Source organism: Pseudonocardia sp. TRM90224, from assembly GCF_021245725.1.
GTDB lineage: Bacteria > Actinomycetota > Actinomycetes > Mycobacteriales > Pseudonocardiaceae > Pseudonocardia.
Window position 1 is genome coordinate 11,109 of the sequence record NZ_JAJGSX010000036.1, and the last position, 20,419, is coordinate 31,527.

Here is a 20,419-nt window from a genome sequence, read left to right on the forward strand (position 1 = left end):
ATGCGTGCGCCATTCCAGCGTGACGGTGAGGCCTTCGGCCTCGCCGTGTGCGCGGGCGCCCCCGTCCGGTTGCGCATGTCCTGGGGCGGGCGGGCGCTGATGCTCCTGCGGTGGACGCTGGGCGTCGCCGGAGCGGTGGTCGTGCTCTGGATGGGTGGGGCGCTGCTCGCCACACCCGCGTCGGCGGCGGCGTTGCCCGCTGCGTCGACGAGCCAGCAGGGCCTCCTGAAGGGAGGTGTCATGAGGCCCGCGGCGGACAAGAGCGGCAAGGGCGGCGACAAGTCGGCGGGCAAGGCGCAGAAGAAGGATGGCGGCGACAAACCGAGCAACAAATCCGACCGCGGCGATTCCGGCGAAAAGAGCTCCCGCCGCAACGATTCCGGCGACGATTCCGGCAAGCGAAGCACAGCTCGGGATCCGGGCGAGGGGAATCAGCAGCCCAAGCGGAAGCCGGCCACGGAGAAGCGGCAAACCGCGGACCGGGAGAACACCCAACAGGAAACCGCGCGGAAGTCGCCGAGCCGGCCGCAGCAGAAGAAGAAGACCGCAACGGCCGACACCGAACCACAGGCCAAGGGCTCCGGCGCCAAGGATGCCGGCAAGACCAAGAAGCCTGCCAAGAAGAAGCAGCGCGAGTCGGATGCCCCGTCGGTGGTGCTCACCGGGTACCAGGACGGCGCGCGCTCCGATTCCGAGAAGCCGGCGTCCCCGCAGAAGGCGTCGACGAACCGCCGCGGCACGCAGGACGACGAGCCCGACAACGACGAGAAACCGGCGCGGAACAGCGACTCGACCGATGACCGCGGGAAGGCGAGCACCGACACCGGGAGGACCACCGCGAAGGACGAGGGACGAGCGGAGCGCGCATTGCGGGATGCCGTGCGCGACCACGCCGGGCGCGACGGTGAGCGCGACGGAGAGGTGTCGGCCGCGCAGCTGCGCGCGTTCGTCGGGGAGCTGGTCGAAGGCCTGTCCGGCTCCGACGAGCACCGCGAGCTGCGCGACGTGCTGGCCGATCTGCCGGACGGTGACGCGATGTCGGAGTTCCTCGGCCGGGCCGCCCGCGACGGGTGGGCGAGCGCGCTGCAGGACACGCGGACCGGTGCGCATGGGCCGCGTGGCCCGCCGTACCCCGACCAGAAGCACGATGGCAAGCACGACGGGAACGATGACCAGCGGCACGACCGCTGGGCGGACGACGACTCGCCCGGCGAGGTCGAGACGGCGCTGGAGCGGCGGATCGACGCCGTCGAGGGTGCGGCGGCGCTGGCGAAGGACCGCAAGAAGCTCGACGCGGGCAAGCTGACGAAGGCGCAGTACGCCAAGAAGCAGACCGTGCAGAAGGACCGTGTCGCGAAGGCCGACGCCGCGGCCGAGCGGCTGTCGTCGGAGCACGCCGAACTGGTCGACCAGGTGGTGAGCGGGCACCGCACGCTGGCGGGGCGCGAGGCCGCGCTCGCCGCAGAGGGCAAGAAGGTCGCGGCCGGCACCGCGGCCGAGGCGAAGTTCGAGCGGCGCGTGGAAGCGTTCGAGACCGACCGGGCACAGCTGTACGCGGCGACCGACGAGTTGCGCGAGGCGACCGGCCGGGACCTGCCGGGCGACCTGTCCGGCGGCGGCGGGCGCGGGTCGGCGGCGGGCTGCGGCACCAGCGGGGTGTTCGTCGAGTGCGGCGCCATCAGCACGAACGAGCGCGGACGGGTCGAGCAGGACAGGTGTGTCGCGCTGGCCGGTATCTCGGCCGGCTGCACGGCGCAGACCAGCGGCGACACGACGTCCGGCAAGGCGGAGTGCACGTTGCGCGGCGCCGACCAGGGCTGCCGGAGCACGGCCACTAGCGGGGAACGCACCGCGGAGGCCTGGTGCTCGACCGGCGCGGACTGCACGCAGAACGCGCGTGCCGACGCCGGAGGAGTGGTCGCGGACTGCGCCACGAGCGGTGGGCGCTGCCGAAGCAGCGGATCCGTGCCCGACGAGCCCGACGGGACGCGCGCCGAACGCGGCGGCACGGCCGACGCGACCTGCTCCACCACGAGCGGCGGGTGCGACACCCGCGCGGCCGTCGACGTCGGCGACGGCTGGACCACGGGCGTGACCGCTGTCGCCGACACCCGTTGCGGCGCCGCCGCCACGGGGTGCCGCGGCGCGGCGGGCACCGAGGGCGAAGCGGGCACAGCGCCTGCCACCACCACGAAGACGGCCACGAAGAAGACCGCCGTGCCGACCGCGACCGGGAGGGGTGCCGCGGACTGCACGGTGACCGCGGGCGCCTGCCGCGCGGAGAGCGCCGCCGAGGCCGACGTCGACGCGGAGGGCACGGCGATCGTCACCGTCGAGTGCGGCGGCGGGTGCTCCGGCACCGGTACGACCGCCACGAGCGGCACGACCACCGGCGCCCAGCCCGGTGTGGTCCGTTCCAGCAAGGCCGCCGGCGGCTGCACGATCGCGGGTGGGGAGTGCGGATCGCGGTCCACGACCGAGGTCACGGGCGACGTGCGCCCGGTGCTCGCGTGGACCTTCACCGACGGCGGCGGCTCCGGCTCTGCACGCAGCTCCGTCGACGGGAACGTCGAATGCCCCGCAACGGGTTGCACGGGCTCGGCGACCACGTCGACCTCGGCGAGCGTGACCGGCCCGGTCGCCACTCGGATCGCAACAAGGACGACCAGTGCGTCGAGCCGCTGCGGGTCGACCGCGGGCGGGTGCGTCGCCGATGCCGTCTCCCGGGCGGACGACGAGCCCGCGCACCTCGGGAAGCGGGTGCTGACCGCGGAGAGCCGGGCCGGCGCGGACGTCACCTGCGAGGTGGCCGGGTGCGCCGGGGCCGGCACGGCCGCGACGAAGGGTTCGGCCTCCGGTGACGTCACCGGAGTGCGTGACAGCGCCGGTACGGCGGCGTGCACGGTCGGCGGCGCACGCGGGGGCTGCGCCGCCGACTCGACCAGCACCGTCGGCGGCATCGATCTGATGGCCGGTCCGGTGGCCACATCGGACGCTGCCGCGACCGTCACCTGCGAGGGCGCGTGCGCCGGCACCGGCTCTGCCACCACGAGCGCCCGTGACACCGCGGTGAGCCCGCAGCGCAAGGGCACGTCGGCGCGCACGGCCTGCTCTGTCGACGGCGGCGGGTGCGCGGGGTCGGCGACCTCGGCCGCGTCCTCGGCGCCCGATCTCACGCCGATCGACCCGCGTACCGGGAAGCCCACCACCGGCCCGTCCAGCACGGCGAGCGCCTCGGCCCGGCTGGACTGCCCGCAGGGCTGCACCGGCAGCGCGTCGACCTCGACGACGGGCACCGTCGGGACGCTCGTGCGCTCGTCGTCGGGCGCGGTGACATGCACGAGCACCGGTGGCGGCTGCAGCGCACAGACCACGTCGGTCGCCTCGACCGCGCCGGGCGCCGCGCAGCAGCTGGCCACCGACCCGGCAGCGAACACGGCGCGGCTGGTCTCGGGGCCCTCGGCGGCGTCGGCCGCGGGCGCCCTGCTCACCTGTGACGGCTCGTGCGACGGCTCGGTCACCAGCACCGCCTCCGCCTTGGATCCGAGTGTCTCGACGGACGCGCGCAGCACCACCGCGACAGGCTCCTGCACCGACGTGACGGGCGGCGGCTGCCAGGCGGTGACGAACTCGGGCGCCTCCAGCGGCCCCGACGCCTCGGTGATCGCGCCGGTCATGACGGCCGCGAGCACGGCGAACGCGACCATCGGCTCGACCACCGAGGAGCCGGTCGACCCGCCGGCCGGTGGCGCCGATCCGGAACCCGCGCTGCCACCGGGTGGCTCGCCCGGCGCCGGCGCCACCGCGGGCGCGCCCACCGTGCCCGGTGCGTCGAGCTGGTCCAACGCCTCCGCGACGCTGGACTGCGCCGGCGCATCGGGACCCTGCTCAGGCACCGCGCGCAGCGCGGCCACCGGCAGCGACGGTCCTCGCTCGACGAGCGGCGGCACCGGGGCCCGCGGCCCACCGGCCGGCACCAGCGAGACCAGCGGCAGCTGCACCACGGCGCAGAGCGGCTGCCAGGCGTTCACCAACTCCACCGCCGGATCGGGCCAGGTCGTCGCCGACACGATCAAGGCGAAGATCGTGTCCGCCGCGGAGCAGGCCGAAGCGGACGCCGACCTGGCCGAGCAGCTCGCCGCCGAAGCCGCCGCGGCAGCATCGGGACCGGGCGCCACCGCCGAGCAGCTGGCTCGGGCCACTGAGGCCACCCAGCTCGCCGACCAGCTGCGCGAGGCCGCGACCGACGCAGCCGAGCAGGCCGCGAAGCCGGTCACCAATGCCCCTGCGACGCTCGCCGAGTCGGACGCAACGGCACAGTGCGCGGGCGCCGGCTGCACGGCCGCCACCACCGGCGGCACCGCCGGGACGCCCGGAACCACCCGCACCGGTGCCACCTGCACCGCGGCAGGCGCCGGGTGCGCCACGGCGAGCAACGCCACCGCCACCACCGGCCGCGACTCCGGACGGGCGAGGGGCGACGGCACCCCCGTGCCCGGTCATGTAGGCACCGGGCAGGCCGCCTCGCAGGTCGACTGCCCCGAGGCCGGCTGCACCGCCACCGTCACCGGCACCGCCGATGCCGTCGCGGGTGGGAAGAACCTGCGCAGCCGCAGCACGGCGACCGGCTCGACCGGATGCGACGGCACCACCGCGTGCCTGGCCGGGATCAGCGTGTCCTCCAGCACGGCGGGCTCGACCGGCGCGCAGCGCTTCGCGACGACCAGCACGTCCGTCACCGCGGCCTGCGACGACGGTTCTGCGGCAGGCTGCGCCACCCGTACGTCCAGCCGCACGTCGGTGGCCGGAGCCGCGGCCGTGCGCGCGGACTCCTCGGCGACCTGCCGCGCCGCACTCGGCTGCCGATCCGCCACCGGGGGCTTCGCCACGCCCGGGCTCGCCGAGGTCTCCGCCGACTGCGTGGGCAGCGCCTGCCGCACCCGAACCGACGGCACCGCCCGCGCGTCGGTGCCGGGCGGCACGGCCACGGCGACCTCCAGCACCCGCTGCACCGCCGCGACCGGAGGGCGCTGCGCGGGCAGCACCGGGGTGGGCGCGACGGAGGCCGGCGCGCAGGCATCCGCAATGTGTGCGGGCAGCGCCGGCGCCGCGTGCCACTACTCCTACCGCTCCCGCACGAGCGCCGCCGCGGCCGGTGCGCGCGGCAGCGCGACCGGCGGGGACTCCGGCACCACCGGCGGCGGCCAGGTCGTCACTACGGCGAGCGCGATCGCCGGGCCCGGCTACGCGCAGGCGTCCGCGTCCTGCACCGGGACACGCGGCTCGAACTGCCGCTACTCCTACTCGGCCGCGGTCTCCGCGTCGGCCGGCGGCGGCTCGGCCACGGCCTCGGCGAACGGCAGCGGCTCGGGCGGGACGGGCGGCGGGTACGTCACCGTCACCGCGCAGGCCTCCGGCGGGGCCGGCAACTACCAGGCGGCTGCGTCGTGCACCGGCTCGGCCGGCACCAGCTGCAGCCACTTCTACGCGGCGACGGCGTCGGCGTACGCGAAGGACGAGGCGACGGGCTCGTGGGCCGAGGCGTACGCGCACGGCTCCGGTGGCGGCGGGATGGGTGGCGGCGGGGTCGCGGTGTCGGCGCAAGCCTGGGCGCAGGGCAACCAGGCGTTCGCGTCGGCGTCCTGCTCCGGCGCGGCGAACTGCGGCTTCTCCGCCTACGCCGAGGCGCGCGACCACCAGGACGTGCCGGGCGGCGCGTGGGACGCGCTCGGCTGGGGACGCTGCTCGGGCGGCTCGGGTGGCTGCGGGGTGTCCGCGTTCGCGGTGGCCGCGCCCGGCGGTGGGGGCGGCGCCGAGTGCTTCGGCGACTGCTCGAACTTCACCCGCAACGCCCTCGAAGGCAGCCTCACCTTCACCCCGGCCGCAGGCGGGTTGGTCGGGCCGGACGGTGAGCCGATCCCGATCCAGGAGATGGGCGAGCAGGACCAGGGCGTCGAGGTCGGTGTCGACGAGGAGACCGGCGACATCATCGTCGAGGTCAAACCCGAGGGCGGTGAGGTCGAGACCTACACGTGCGAGTACCCGTGCGCCGACGGCATCACGATCGAGGGCCGCGACGACGGCATCGAGGTCTCCTACGACCCGCAGGACGGGTTCACGTCGTCGATGCCGGTGGAGCCGGGCAGCGACGACCGGGACGTGGTCACCGCGCCGGCGGGCAGCGACGGCTTCGGCTGGGGCCGCGACGCAGACGGCAACGGCGGCGGCTGGGTCGAGGGGCAAGGCGGGGTCGTCAACGGCAGCACCGGGGAGACCATCGACTACGCCTCGCCCGGCGTCGTGAACGACTTCCGACTCACCGACCCGCAGGGCTCGCCGTTCTACTCCGAGTGCACCGGCGGCTGCGAGTACTTCGGCGCGGACCTGCCGGGTGACCTGGGCCGCGACCACCTGGTCGTCGAGGCGGGCAACATCGCCACCGGCGAGATCACCGGGCGCGACGCCAACGGCAACCCGGCGCTGATCACGTTCACCGGATCGGGCGGGTTCACCTCGGCCGAGGGCGACGAGCTGGACATGTACTGGGGCGACCGGCTGGTTCCGATCCAGGAGCCGGCCGACGTCGAGGTCTGGTCGGCGACGATCGTCACGCGCAATGCCGACGGGCTCGGCGGGTACTTCAGCATCTCGGGCGCGAGCGCCCTCAACTCGAAGGTCACCGGCACGATCACCAGCGCCGACGGGGCGGTGCTCGACTGCCGCAACTGCGACGAGGCCACCCACTACCTGCCCACCGTCGAGGGCGCGGGCGGCACCAGCACCTGCTCGATCTCCAGCGCGAGCGGCAGCGACGCCTGGTGCGGCGGCAGCGGCCCGGGCGGCGAGCTCCAGGTGGCATCGCTCGCCGCGGGCGAGTCTGGTTCGGCCGAGTTCGTGCAGTTCCTGCCGGGCACCGACGGCACCGGCGGCGGAGGTGTCGCGTTCACCACCGGCGCCGGCTACGCCTACGGCGCCGACCGCTACGGCAACTGGATCGAGACCTCGGGCGAGGGTGGCGGGATGGCGCTGCTCTACGCCGAGGCCGACGGCTACAACGAGGGGCAGGCCTGCGTCGCGGGCGAGGGCGGCGCGTGCGTCGGGTCCGCGTCGGACGAGCGCCGGCTGACCTGGGTGGACCCGACCGCGGAGGTCACGGCCGCGCTCGGGATGTACAGCGAGGAGTCGCAGGAGGCGAAGCAGGACTGGCTCACCGGGCCGGGTGCGCCGGGCCGCAGCGAGGGCTCGACGACCCTGCTCGACCGCGCCCGCGCGGTGTTCGAGTTCACCGGCGGGCTCTCGCACGTGCGCTGGATCGCGGAGGTCGGCAACTACGACATCGCGCCGGTCGCCGAGGAGATGGCCGCGATCGCCGAGGGCGGTGTGAGCGCGGAGGAGGTGTCGCAGCTCGCCGAGCTGGTGGACGGCCTGCCCGCCACGACCCTGGAACGGGCCGGGCGGACCGAGGACGCCCTCGACACCGTGCTGACCGTGCTCGGGACGCAGGAGCTGACCACCGACGACGCCGAGCGGCTGCTCGCGGAGGAGCCGGAGCTGATGGCCGAGATCCTCGGCACCACCTCCGGCGACGTCGATCAGGCCCGGCACGCGCTGCTGGACCAGCAGGAGGTCTCCGCGCAGGCGATCGAGGCGCTAGGTGGGTTCGCGGGGCGGGAGCAGGAGCTGGAGGACCGGGTCGCGGCCTACAACGACGCCGTCCGCGCCTACAACTTCGGCTTCGGCGGCGATCCGGATGCGCTCGACGCGGAGTGGGCGGCGATCGAAGCCGCGTACGACGAGCTGGCGGCGGAACAGCAGCCCTACCGCGACCAGCTGGCCGAGTCGCAGGACGTGCTGCGGGCCGTCGACATGGCCGCCGCGGGCATCGCAGGCGACGCTGCGTTCCTCGCCGACGCGCAGCGGGCGCTGGCGAACTTCGAGGCGGTGGAGGGCATCGCGGCCGCGCTGCCCGACCCGGGCGACGACGCGGCCGCGATCGCAGCGACGCAGAAGATCGTCGACTTCACCAACGCCGCCGCCATCGGCTACGACGCCGCCATCGAGGCGCCGCGCCACCCCGACAGCGCGCTGGCCGAGCTGCGGCTGCCCTCGACCGGCGCGCCCGACCTGGCGCTCGCGCTGCGCGCGGCCGGCGGCTACGAGTTCGCCGAGGCGCTGGTGGACGCCAAGAACACCCCGTTCATCAACGTCGACGGCAGCGAGTACAGCCGGGATCAGATCGCGAACCTGGCCGCGACGCTGGCCTACGGCGACCCGCGCAGCCTCACCGAGCTGGCCCGGCTCGACAGCTCGCCGGCGACGGCGGAAGAGGCCGTCGAATGGCTGGCCGGCCCGGAGGGCAGCGAGGGTTTCGAGGAGGCGAAGGAGGCCATCTTCCGGCAGGTGAACCGGGTTGATGGCGGCATCATCGACGCGCTCAAGTCGACGTTGTCCCAGTCGCAGGACGACGCGCTCGACAACATCGTCGACGAGACCGACCCGAAGAGCGTCATCGGCTTCTTCCGCTTCCTCGGCGAGGGCTCGCGGGCCCACCAGGGCGAGATGGTGCGCTGGTACAACGGTCAGTTCGGGCACCAGACCAACAACCTCGGACGCAACATCGGGCGCGGGCTGGTCACCCTCGGCGCCGGCCTGATCACCCTGCCCGCAACGGTCGTCGGCGACGGCGCAGTCGAGGCCTGGAACTTGGCGAAGTACACCGGGCTCGGTGGACAGAACCCGGTGATCGGGAACCTGCGCCAGCAGCTGGAGGCGCCGCAGCTGCCGGGCGAGTCCGATGTCGAGTACTACTCGCGGCTGCACCCGCTGACCGGGAACATGCTGGTCACACCGCTCAACAACTCGTGGAACCGGTGGTTCGGCGACGGCAACGCAGCCCGGGACTACCACGACCGGCCCGTCGAGACGCTGATGGAGGACAGTCTGCCGGTCCTGCTCGTCTTCGCCCCGATCGCCGGTGGCCTCCGTGCGGCGTCGATGCGCGCGGCCGTGCGGGGCGGCATGGCCACCGCGGCGGGGCAGCGACTGGTGCAGGCCGGCGCGCTCGCGGCCGGGCAGAAGGCGCTGCGCAGCGCGACGCGCTACGAGACGCGGGCACGGGGGCTCGACGTCGCCAGCAGGATCGCCGCCGTGCCGGTGCACGTCACGTCGGCGCCGATCTACGCGATGGGCCTTCCGGTGCGCGCCGCGGCCGCGGGCGTGCGGGCGGTGGCGGCGCCCGCTGCGCGCCGGGTGCTGGCCGCCGGCGACGCCGCGACCTACCGCGCGATCGGGGCCGGGATCGCCGACACGGGCACGATGCCGTTCTGGCGCTGGGCCTCGCCGCGGCTCGAATGGGCGGGCAAGACGCTCGGCCGGGTCGCGGAAGCAGCGCGGATGACCACCCGCTTCGGGGTGGCCGGAGCGGCGGGGGTGGCCGGCGCCTACCGCAACCTCGAGGTCAGCAGGATCGCGCCGACCCGCACTATCGCGGAGGCCCACACCGCGCGGATCCAGCCGTTCCTCCGTGGCCCGGCCGCCGACCCGGTCCGGCTCGGCCGGATCGAGGGGCTCGACAGGTCGCTGCGGATCGTGGTGCACCAGCGTGAGCGCATCGCCGCCCGGTTCGCGGCGAAGGACGCGGCGAAGGCGGCGACCGCGCTCGACACCGCGCCGCCCGCCCGGTTCGTGGTGGACGGGGCGGGCGAGGTGACCGACACGACCGTGGCGCCGACGCCGAACGGGCAGGTGTTCGTGGTGGACGGCGCCGGCACGGTGACCGTGCGGCCGACCGTGCGCAGCGCCGGCTCCGGCATCGGCGACGGCCCGGCGGCTCCGCCGCTCGCCCCCGTCAAGGAACCGCTGGCGATCACCTCGCACGCCCACAGCGGTAGATCCGGTGGGAAGACGGGCGACGGCGGCGCCGACCTGCCCGACCCCGGCGCCGGACCCGACCAGCCCAACCCGCGGCCGGTCGACGCATCGGCCGCGGCCGAGTCCGGGCCCGCGGTCGGGCCGGGCAAGCACGACGGGAAGGTGCGCAGCGGCGATCCGCCGTCGGGTCGGCGAGCGCTGAAGAAGGAGCTGACCGCGGCGAGGCGAGCTCTCGCTGAGGTCGAGGAGCGGCTGCACATGGCCGCATACACCACCGACGCCGGTCGGCGCAGCGAGCTGCTTGGCTCCCGGTCGAGGACCGAAGGATCGATCGCAAAGGCGAAGAGCGCCGTCGAGGCGGCCGAGTACGCGTTGTGGAAGGAGCGAACGCTCCGGCCGTTCCGGTCGGAGATCCGACGGAACAAGCGGCTGCTCTCGGATGCGGACGGCCTGCGGGCTCTGCGCGTCCGGCTCGCCGCCAACGAGCGGCTCACGCGGGCCGAGTACGTCGCGCTGATCGTCGACGAGATCCGGCGTTCGACCGACATCTCGCTGGACGACGTGCAGCTGGCCGGTGCCATCGTGATGAGCGGCGGGCCGCTGGTCCGGCGGATGCTGTCCGCGGCGTCCGGCCGACGCGGCACGGTCGTCCAGATGCTGACCGGTGAGGGCAAGACCCTGACCGGGATGCTGCTGGCCCTGGAGCGCGCGTTCGAGATGCGCCGTCGGGGCAAGCCCGCCGACGGCCTGCACGTGCTGACGCACAGCTGGTCCGAGGCGGACAAGACGTTCAAGGTGTACCGGGAGGTTGCCGAGAAGTTGGGGCTCACCGTCCGGCTGCGTCCCGAGGGCACGGCGCACCCGGCACTCGTGCGCTGGTCCTACGAGGCTGATGTCACCGTCGCCGCGGCCAGCGACGCCGTGTTCGACCTGCTCGGTGACGAGCTGCGGCCGGCCGCGGAGCGGGTGCAGCGCGGGCACGGGTTCGCGTTGATCGACGAGGCCGACATGGTGCTGCTCGACTGGGGTGCGAGCCCGCACAGGCTGGCCGAGGCCGTGCCGGCAGCGGTGCGCGACGCCGAGCTGCGGTGGGCGCGGGACGCGGCCCGCCGGCTGTACCCGGGCGAGTACGCACTCGTGCGCGGGCGTCCGGTCATCGGTGGCGCGCAGGCCCGGCGGTTCGAGCAGCGCACCGGACGGGCGCTGACACCGCAGCAGCGCACCGATCTGGCCAACGCGCTGTGGGCCGACACGCTCCACCTCGACGTCGACTACAAGATCGCCGAGCGGGTCCGCGTGGAGATCCTCGACAATCCCAACGGCCGTGCGCTGGCGGGAATGCGCTGGAGCCGGGGGCTGCACGAAGCCATCGAGGCCAAGCACGGCGTCCCGGTCGGGCGGGCGCAGCGGACGATCACCCAGAGCACGATGGTGGAGTACCTGCGCAGGTACCGCGGTGTCGCGGCCATGACCGGCACCGCGTGGATGGCGCGCTCCGAGTTCCGCGGCCTGTACGGGATGAACGTGGTCCGCATCCCGACGGCGAAGCCGAGCCGGCTGGTCGAGCGCGACCGGCTGGTCTACGTCGACAGCGATGCTCAGCTGGCGGCGCTGCGCGCGGACATCGTCGCCCGGCGGAACGATCCCGCGCCGCACCTGGTGATCATCCGGACGCCGAAGCAGGCCGAGCGGTTCGCCGCGCTGCTGCACGGCGAGGGGATCCACGTGCAGGTGCTCGACGCGCTGGACCACCGCCTGCGTCCCGGTCGGGAGGCGGAGGTGGTGGCGGCCGCCGGGCGGCCGTACACGGTCACGGTGGCGACCAACATCATGGGCCGGGGCACCGACATCATCCTCGGCGGAGCCCGCGGCAGCCGGGCCGCTTCGTTGGTGCTGGAGGCGGGCGGCCTGCGGGTCACGGTGGCGAGCAAGTTCGAGTCGGCCCGCGCCACCCGGCAGGCCTTCGGCCGGGCCGGCCGCCAGGGCGAACCCGGCTCGGCCGGCGAGCTGCTCTCCCTCGACGACCCGATCCTGATCGAGTTCGGCGACCGGCAGGCGCTGACCCGGCTGCGGGAGCAGTACGCGGGCTCGGCGGAGCCGATCCCGGCGCACCTCGTGGACAACCTGGTGGCGGAGGCGGTGCAGCGGGCGGAGAAGGCGCGCGCGAGGCAGCTGAAGCGGGTCGTCCGGGGCGCGGACGAGGCGACCACCGAGGTGGTTCGCGGGATCGACGGCCGGCGGGGGAGCACAACCGGGGCTGTGCAGGCCGTGCCGCTGCGGGGTGTCGACGCGCGGATCGCCGCGGCATCCCGCCGGGTCGAGCGGTTGCACATGGAGCTGCGCGATGCCAGGTCGGCGCTCGCCGCCGCCACACCCGACGAGCTGCAGGACAGGTGCGCGCAGCTGTGCCGGGCGGAGAGCCGGTTGTTCCGCGCATTGGCCGGGTACCGCGCGCTGCTTGCGCCGGCCGCTGTGCCGGTCGGCGCGCCGGTCGCCCGGCCCGTCACGTCGGCCGGGTTCGATGCGATGGCGGCCGAGCTGGCCGGCCCCGGGGCGGTGCGGCGGGCCCGGCAGCAGATCCAGGCCGGTGACCACGCCACCGCGATCACCACGCTCGAGTCCGTCATGGAGGCCGCCGAGCTGCTCAGCCTGCTCGGAGAGGAGCGGGCCGGTACGGCTTCGTGGGTGCACACCGTCGCCGGCGAGGCAGCGGCCACGCTGCAGCGCGTCGCCGGGCGCGGCACCGAGCGGTACGGCATCGGGGCGGAGCTCGCCGAGCTGGACGGGGCGATGGCGGTGCTGGACGCGCTGGTCGCGGCCCTGCCCGCGGCGGCGTGGGGGCAGGCGAGCGCCGAGCTGGCCGGCGCGGCGGCGCACGCCCAGCTGGAGCGGCTGCACGGGTCCGGTGCGCCGGTCGAGGTGGTGGCGGATCTGCACCGGCTGGCCGCGGCGGGAGCGCTGAGCGCCGAGGACATCCGGTGGCTGCTGCAGGCCGGCCGCGCCGGTCCGGGCCGGGCGGCGCAGATGATAGGCGCGTTCGCCGCCCGGCACGACCTGAGCTGGCGTTCGAGCAGGGCGACCAAGCGCCGGCTGCTGGCCGCGCTGCGCACGGTGGCACCGGAGGCCGTCCCGGCCAGGTCCGGGCCCAGCGAGGCCGACCCCCTACTCGATGCCCTGCGCCTTGCCGGGGAGGTGGACAGCCCGTGGGACGAGCTGGCCGACCGGCTCGACCGGGCCGCCGGCCGGATCCAGCAGGACGGCGCGGGTGTGCTCAGCGGGCGAGCCGGGAACCGGCAGGAAGCGGCGCGGCTGCAGCAGCAGGTCGACGAGCTGCGTGCCCAGGCAGCTGAGGCCCGCGAGCGGGGAGCCGCGGACCGGCTCGCCGCCGTGCTCAACCCGGCCGGTGCGCCGGTGGAGCGGATCGATCTGGTCGTGATGCCCCTGTCAGACCCCGCAGCGCCGGCAGGCGTCGAACCCGCCGCGCCGCGTGGCGCTCGGTGGACGTTCGCTGCCGCCGCTGCGCTGGGTGCTGTTGCCGGTGGGCTGCTCGGCATCGTGGGTGACGCTGCGGCGGTGGTCGTGGCCGGGCTCGCGCTCGGCGGCGCAGGGCTCGCGGTCGCGGCGGTCGCGGCCGTCGGGCTGGTCCGCAACCGCGGCCCGCCGTCGAGCGGGGATGCTGCTGCGGACCTCGCCGGCACACGGGTGCACGAGGACCGCGAGCGGCGGATCGGGACCGGCGGGCCGGGCGTCCGCCGGATTGTCGTGCTCCTGCTCGGCGCGGTCGGGCTGAACACGATCCTCACCTCGTCGCAGGCCGGTGGCCCGCGGGCGCTGCCCGGTGGCGGCGGTGACCTGCTGGGTGTGGCGGTGGACCTTGCCGCCGGTACCCCGTCGCTGGTCGGCGCGATCGTGCTGGTCGCCGCGCTCGGCGTGCGGTGGCTGCTGCGCCGGCTGGCCCGCCAGCGCGCGCCGCCGCGGCTGGCGTGGGAGCGGCAGCGGTTCAGCTGGATCGCCACCGCGCCCACCGTGCTGCCGGCGGCCGGCCCGGAGTCGCTCGCCAGCATCGTTTGGCGCGTGGTCACGGCATCCGGGGTCATCACCGGGCGCACCGGCATCAGCGTGAACGATCTGCGCAGCGGCACGGCGGCGGCCGGTGGGCCCACGTGGCTCGCTGCGCTGTCCGAGCGCGTGCAGGTCGCCGCACCGGGGGCGGTGGTCGACGTGCTGGACGAGCTGGTCGGAGCCGGCCTGCTCGTGGAGCTGCCCGGCCGGGGCGGCGAGCGCCGCTTCGCCATGGGCGGCCCGCTCGGTGCGCTCCTGGCGCGCGCCCCACCGGAGTTCGTGACGGCGCTGGTCGCCAACCCGGTTGCGACGTTGGGTGATGCCGCCTTCGATCACCGTCCGGCGGTCGAGCTGCTGCTGATCGCGAGCGGCGGCGCCAGGGCCGCGATCTGGGCCGCGTTGGCCGGCACGCGCGGACCCGTCCGGTGGCTGGTCGCGAAACTGCCGCTGAGCTGGCGCGGCCGCGGCCGGGTGGAGCGGCTGCTCGCCCCGGCGCTGGCCGCGCGTGCGGAGGGGGACGCCGATCGCGTCGGCGATGCCGAGCGTGCCGCGCTCCTCGTGGCGCTCGACCGGGCGGCGCTGGACGGCGTCGACCCCGCGGACGTGCGCCGGGTGCTGGATGGACGCCCGTCCGGTCGGCTCGGCGGGTGGGTGCGCGTCGCGCCGGGCGCCGCCGTGGACGGCGTGCGCGTGTGGCGCGAGCGCCGGCGGCTGGTGGGGGTGGTCGTGGCGGCCGGTCCGGCGACGCTGGTCGATGCGGTGACCGCCGCCGTCGAGGGTGGTGTCGGGCTCGACGTGCTTGCGCGGATCACCGGTTGGTCGCCCGAGCTGATCGAGGCGAGTGCCGCCGCGGCCGCGCTGGTCGCGGAGGTGCCGGTGCCCGCCGAACCGCTGGTCGCCGAGCTGGTCGACCGCCTCGACGCGCTGCGTTCCGGCAGTGCCGACGCAGCCGGCGCCGCCGATCTCGGCCGCGTGCACGAGCTGATCGTCGAGGTGGGCGCGCACCGCGACGGCGCGTCAGCCGGGTTCGACGTGCTGCAGCGCGCGCTGACCGCGGCCGGCGCGACCCACTCGTGGACGGCGGGCGGCCTCGTCGCACCACTGGCGGGAGGCAGCCAGGTGCGGGTTCCCGCAGCCGAGGTGCGCGACGCGCTCGCGCGCTTCGCGGCGCGGCTGGATGCCGGCGCGACGCCGGACCGGGTGCTGGCCGAGGCCACCGCGTGGTGGGGTGCCCACGTCGGGGCGGCTTCCGGTGTCGCGCCGCTGTCCGGGGTCGTGAACGCGCTGGCCGAGCTGGCGACGGCGGATGCGACGGCGGTGGTGGAGGTTGTGCTGGCGGTCAACGGCGGGCGGGCTGCGCTCGTGGGGGTGGAGCTGACCGCCGCCGGCACCCAGCTCGTCACCGCGCTCGAGCCCACCGGCTCCGCGGCCGGCGTGGTTGCGCCCCTGCTGGTCGACGTCGGCGCGCCGGCCGCCGAGATCGCCGACGGCCTCGCCGGGCTGCGCGGCGGCTCGCTCGACCCGCAGCTACCCGGTCGGGTGGCCGACTTCGCCGCGCTGCTGGTCGACGTGTCAGCGGCGCTGACCGAGCGGGCCGACGCCAAGGCCGCCGCTGCGGGCGACGCGCAGCGTGCCACGGCGAAGGCGATGACGAAGCAGCGCAAGGAAGGCCGCCGGACCGACCGGGGTACGGCCGAGCGGGCCCGCAAGGCCGGTGGGGACGCGGCGATCTCCGTGGAGAAGCGGCTCCGGCTGGCCCGCAGCCGCGACGCCTACCGGCAGGCCGCGCGTCGCGCCGGCACCGCGCAGCGACGGGTAGCGGTGTTGGCGGATCTGCTGGCGCGTCCGCCGGCAGATCCGGCGGACGGCCGTTGGACCAACGCCGTGGAGCGGGCCGCAGCCGCGGCGACGGCCGCCGTCGATGCCTACCGGGAGGCGCAGGCGCTGGCGTTGCCCCCGGTCGAGGCGTTTCCGGCCGGCGTGCCGACCGGCGTGCTGCCGTACCTCGCGCAGCTGACCGCGACCGTCGACCAGCAGCTGGCAGAGAACGGGGTGCGCAGGCGGTTCACCGAGCTGGAGCTGGCCGACACCATCGGCGCCGAGTTCCGTGCCGTCGCGTCCGAGGACGGTCTGGTGCTCGGCGTCGGGACGCGGCATCGGCCTGCGGAGCTGCGCATCCGGTGGCGGGCCGGAGCGGCGGTCGAGGACGTGGTCCCGCAGGAGAAGGCCACCGAGGTGATGATCGGCAGCCTGCCGCAGGGCGGTACGTCGGTCTCGGCCGCGGTGCTGCGCAGCCTGAGTCTCTCGGGCGGGCTGCAGCTGGGGGCGCCGGGGATCAAGGTCACCACGAACATCGGCCGCTCCGCGGCGACGACCGGAGGCACCGCGGGCTACGCGGTCGGTGGTGGCGTGGTGGACAACCGGGGCGACTCGGTGCTGCTGGAGGTCGGGACCACCTGGGCCGTGTCCGTCCGGACGCGGAAGCAGCCGGCATGGGGTGCCCCGGTGGAGGTCACCGGCTCGCCGGAGGAGGGGTTGCGGTTGTGGGTGCCGCACACCTACGCCGCGCGGGCACCGCCGGCGACGATCACCATCGGGGACGGCGGTCCGACCGGCGCGCTGCCGAACCACGCGGTGATCGCCACGACCGGTCTGCAGGAGCTGGTCGACGCCGTCGCCGCCACGCTCGGCAAGCGGGCGCCGCCCGGCTCGCTCACCCGCGAACAGCTGCGCGCCCTGCTCGCCCACGACCTGCCCGCGCGCTTCTCCGCGGCGGCGGAGCCGGGCGGGCTGGAGCGGGTGGTGACCGATCGTGGCGGCCGGCCGCTGGCGGTTCTGACCATCTCCTCGACGGTGACCGGCGGCGAGCTGCTGGGCACCGCCAGCGCGAAGGAGCACATCGAGGACCTGCACGTGGCGTTCTCGGCGGTGTCGGGGTCGACCTCGGCGGGGCGTTCGTTCGGGTTCGGGCTGGATGTGGGCGGGCTGATCCCGAAGGGGACGTGGCGGCGGCTCACCGCCACGCTGGGACTGTCGGTCTCGGCCGGGTTCTCCCGCACGGTGGGCTCCTCGGCGAGCAGCGTGGCGATCCATCCGGGGGTGCACCGGTTCTCCGGCCACACGCAGGGCCAGCTGCTGGCGTTCGACCACCAGGTGCGGATCCGGTGGCTGAACGAGCCCGGCCGGGCCATGGAGTCGGTGGCCGGCACGGGTACGGCGCTGGTGCGGATGTCGGAGTCCGCCGCCTACCGCTACGGGCTGGCGGTGGACGCGAATGCGGTCACCGGTTTCGCCGCCGACGGCACGACGATGCTGCGCGACGACATCGCCACCGCCGCACCGCACGGCAGGCTGGCGAAGCAGCCCACATTCATCGGGTCGAAGCCGGGCCAGGTCCGCGGCGTCGGGCACGGCCTGGTGCGCGACGTCGGCGAGCTGAGCAGGTTGCGAGACACGGTGGCGACGAAGCTGCGCGACGAGGGCCTGCTCCCGCCGCTCGACCCGCAGGACTGGTCGGGTGACCGGCTGCAGCTGGCCGCGCAGTGGGCCAACGCCCGCGAGATCGCGGAGCTGCTCTCGCCGACGCGGATCGCGGCCTCCTACGACCAGGCGGCGCAGCAGGGGCTGGTGCTGTCGCTGGTGCGCTACCGCCGCTTCCACCCACCGCGGCACGTCACGATCAGGGTGCGGGTGGAGGCGGACTGGGACCACCTCGCCTACCAGGGCCACGGCACCGAATGGACGGTCGTCGGGCTCGACATCGGTTCCAACACCTCCGGCCGTTCCCAGTCGCACTCGCGCAACTGGGGTGTGACCGCCGGTGGCGGGTTGTCGGTCGCGATCGGCGCGGACGGCGACCCGCTCGCGGATGGTGTGCAGGGCAACCGCGTCGTCGGTGGCGGTGTCGAGGGCAGGGCCGGGTTCGGTCGCGGCTGGGGCAGCTCGGCCGGTGACACCGTCAACCAGGTCACGCTGGTCGAGGGCACGTCCACAACGGCCGAGTTCCTCGTGCGGCACACGATCGTGGTCGAGCGGGGGACCGCGCGCGGCGGGTGGGTGGAGCTGGGTCGGGCCGGTGGCACGGCGCGGCTGCTGCTGCCGGCCGACTGGCTGCCCGACGCCAACCCGATCCGCGGCCCGCCGGTGGCGACGACCGACGCGGTGGTGCACCGGATGACCGCGCTGGCGCTGGACACCGGCGACCTCGCCGACGTCGTCGCCGGGTTGGCACCGCGAGGGATGCGCCCGGACTCCCCGGCGGGGCAGCACCTGCGCGAGCTGGTCGGCGTGGACGGGGTGCGGGCGCACCTGCTGGACCTGATCCAGGACGGCTACCGCACCTCACTGGCCGTCCGCGACCGCCAGGGCGGGTCGAGGCGCACGCAGCTGCGGATGTCCGCCACCCCGCACGCGTCGACGTTCCTGACCGTGGCGGACCCGGTGACCGGCGACATCAACCTGACGTTGGGCAGCCACGGCGCCGACGCCTCGGTCTCGCGCGGACTGTCCGCCTCGGTGAACGGGTCGTTCGGGTGGCGGCAGGATGCCGTGCCGGCCGGAGGGGCGGGCGGCGGCGCGGGGTGGGCGCGCAACACCGGGTTCAGCCGGTCGTGGCTGCGGATCTGGGGCCGGGAGCGGCTGACCATCGAGGTCGGGCCTCACTACCTGTTCTCGATGCCGCTCGATGTCGAGGTGCAGGCCGGCAGGAAGGCCGGCGCCGCGGGCGCGACCGTGGTGTACGCGCTGCCCGAGCGCGACGCGATCGATCTGTACGCCCGCGGGACCATGGACCTGCCGCAGGCGCTGGTCGCCGACGTCGTGACCCGCTTCCGCGAGGGGACGCTCCTGCTCGACGACGCGCTCGCCCACCGGCTGCTGCAGCGCCACCGCGACGAGCGCGGCACGCCGTGGGAGCGGGGCGAGGCGAGGGCGCTGGCGACGCGGCTGGACACGTTGTTCGGCGACCGGCCCGGCTATGCGGCCGCCGGCGAGCGGGGCTCGCTGGATGCGCGGATCGCCTCCGGCGTGGCGCGGGCCGCGCGGCCGCAGTACGTCGAGATGCCCGAACACCTGCGCGTCGGGCTGGGCCAGTCGGCGATCGAGTCGGTCACCGGGCGGGACGGGATGGCGTTGCGGGTGTTCGACGCCGCCCGGCGGGCGGTCGAGCAGGTCGTACCGGGTGCGCTGGACCGTGATCCGGTGCTGTGGCATCGGCTGGCCAACGACCTGGCCGGCAAGCGCTGGTGGGGCAAGCTCGACCCGATGCTGGACCGCGGCGGCGTCGAGGTCCGGATCCCCGTCCGCACCTGGCGCTGGTTCCCCGGCGGTGCCCGGATCACGTGGGTGACGGTGCGGATCGCGGCTCGACTGGCCGACGACCCGGTGCGGCTGGACGAGACCGACACCGTGGTCCAGATCATCCAGGACTACGGCTACGGCCAGGGCGAGCGCGGTGCCGGCACCGGCGTCACCGGTTCGGGCGGGGCCAACGGCAGTGCCGGCTGGCCGGTCGCAAGCGGTGCCGCCAACTCCGGGACGGACCACTCCCGCGGCGGTTCCGGCGGTGCTGTGCGGCAGCGGACCCACGTCGACGGCACCGCCTCCTTCGACGGCGCCGACCGGATCGGCCAGGGCGTGCGGATCACCGTCCAGGCATGGCGTGAGGCTGGTCCGGGCCAACGAGCGGCTGCGGCGAGCCCGATCGTGTTGGAGGGCACCGCGGTGCGCCTCCTGCCGGACGGGCTGACCAGGCTGCTGCAGCCCGGCGGCGCGCGCCCGGCCGGGCCCGCCGACCCGCGCACGCTGCCGCTGCCGACCGAGTTCAGCGTCGAGACCACCGTCGCTGACACGCTCGTCGACACCGTGGTCGCGGGCCTGCGCCGGTGGGGGCTGCTGGGCAGCCGCGGCGAGCAGGCCCGCGCCGACATCGCCCACGCGCTCGCGGCCCACGCGCGCAGCGCGTTCCTGCGCGGCATGACCGCCGGCGACCACGAGGTGCTGCGCATCCCGGTCCGCGGCAGCCAGTACATCGACGTCGTGGTGTCGGCAAGCCCGTCCGGCACGCGGCCGCTCGTGGAGGGCCGCCCGCTGGAACTGCGCACGATCAACCGCACGGAGAACCGGATCACCCTCGGCCTGTCCGACGCGCAACTCTTGGCACTCGGGCGCGGCGCCGGCGGCTCACATGCCGGGTCGGGCGTCAACGTCGCCCTGTCCGGCGGCGAGCAGGTGGCCCACCGCATCGGCGGCACCGCGGGTGCCCGCACCGAGACCACGCTCTACGTGGCCGGCAACGGCGCCACGATCGCGACCGACATGGTCTTCGACGTGGAGCTGCGCCGTGGACGGCTGCGCGCCGACGGCACGTTGCGGGTCCGCCGGACCCGTACGGTGCGCGCGTCCGGCACCGCCTACCTCACCCTGTGGGACCGCGATCTCGCGGCCGCCAAGGCGGCGCAGGAGATCCCGGCTGCGCACGACCGCGGCT

1 protein-coding gene (running past one end of the window) is annotated in these 20,419 nt (G+C 75.3%); it reads left to right on the top strand.

Annotated features, from left to right (window positions below):
- Positions 1-20,419, top strand: the 5' portion of a protein-coding gene (locus tag LL648_RS33735) for a preprotein translocase subunit SecA (protein WP_232666869.1). It continues 13,019 nt past the right edge of the window; 20,419 of the gene's 33,438 nt are visible here — the first part of the coding sequence; it begins with the start codon at positions 1-3; the stop codon falls past the right edge of the window.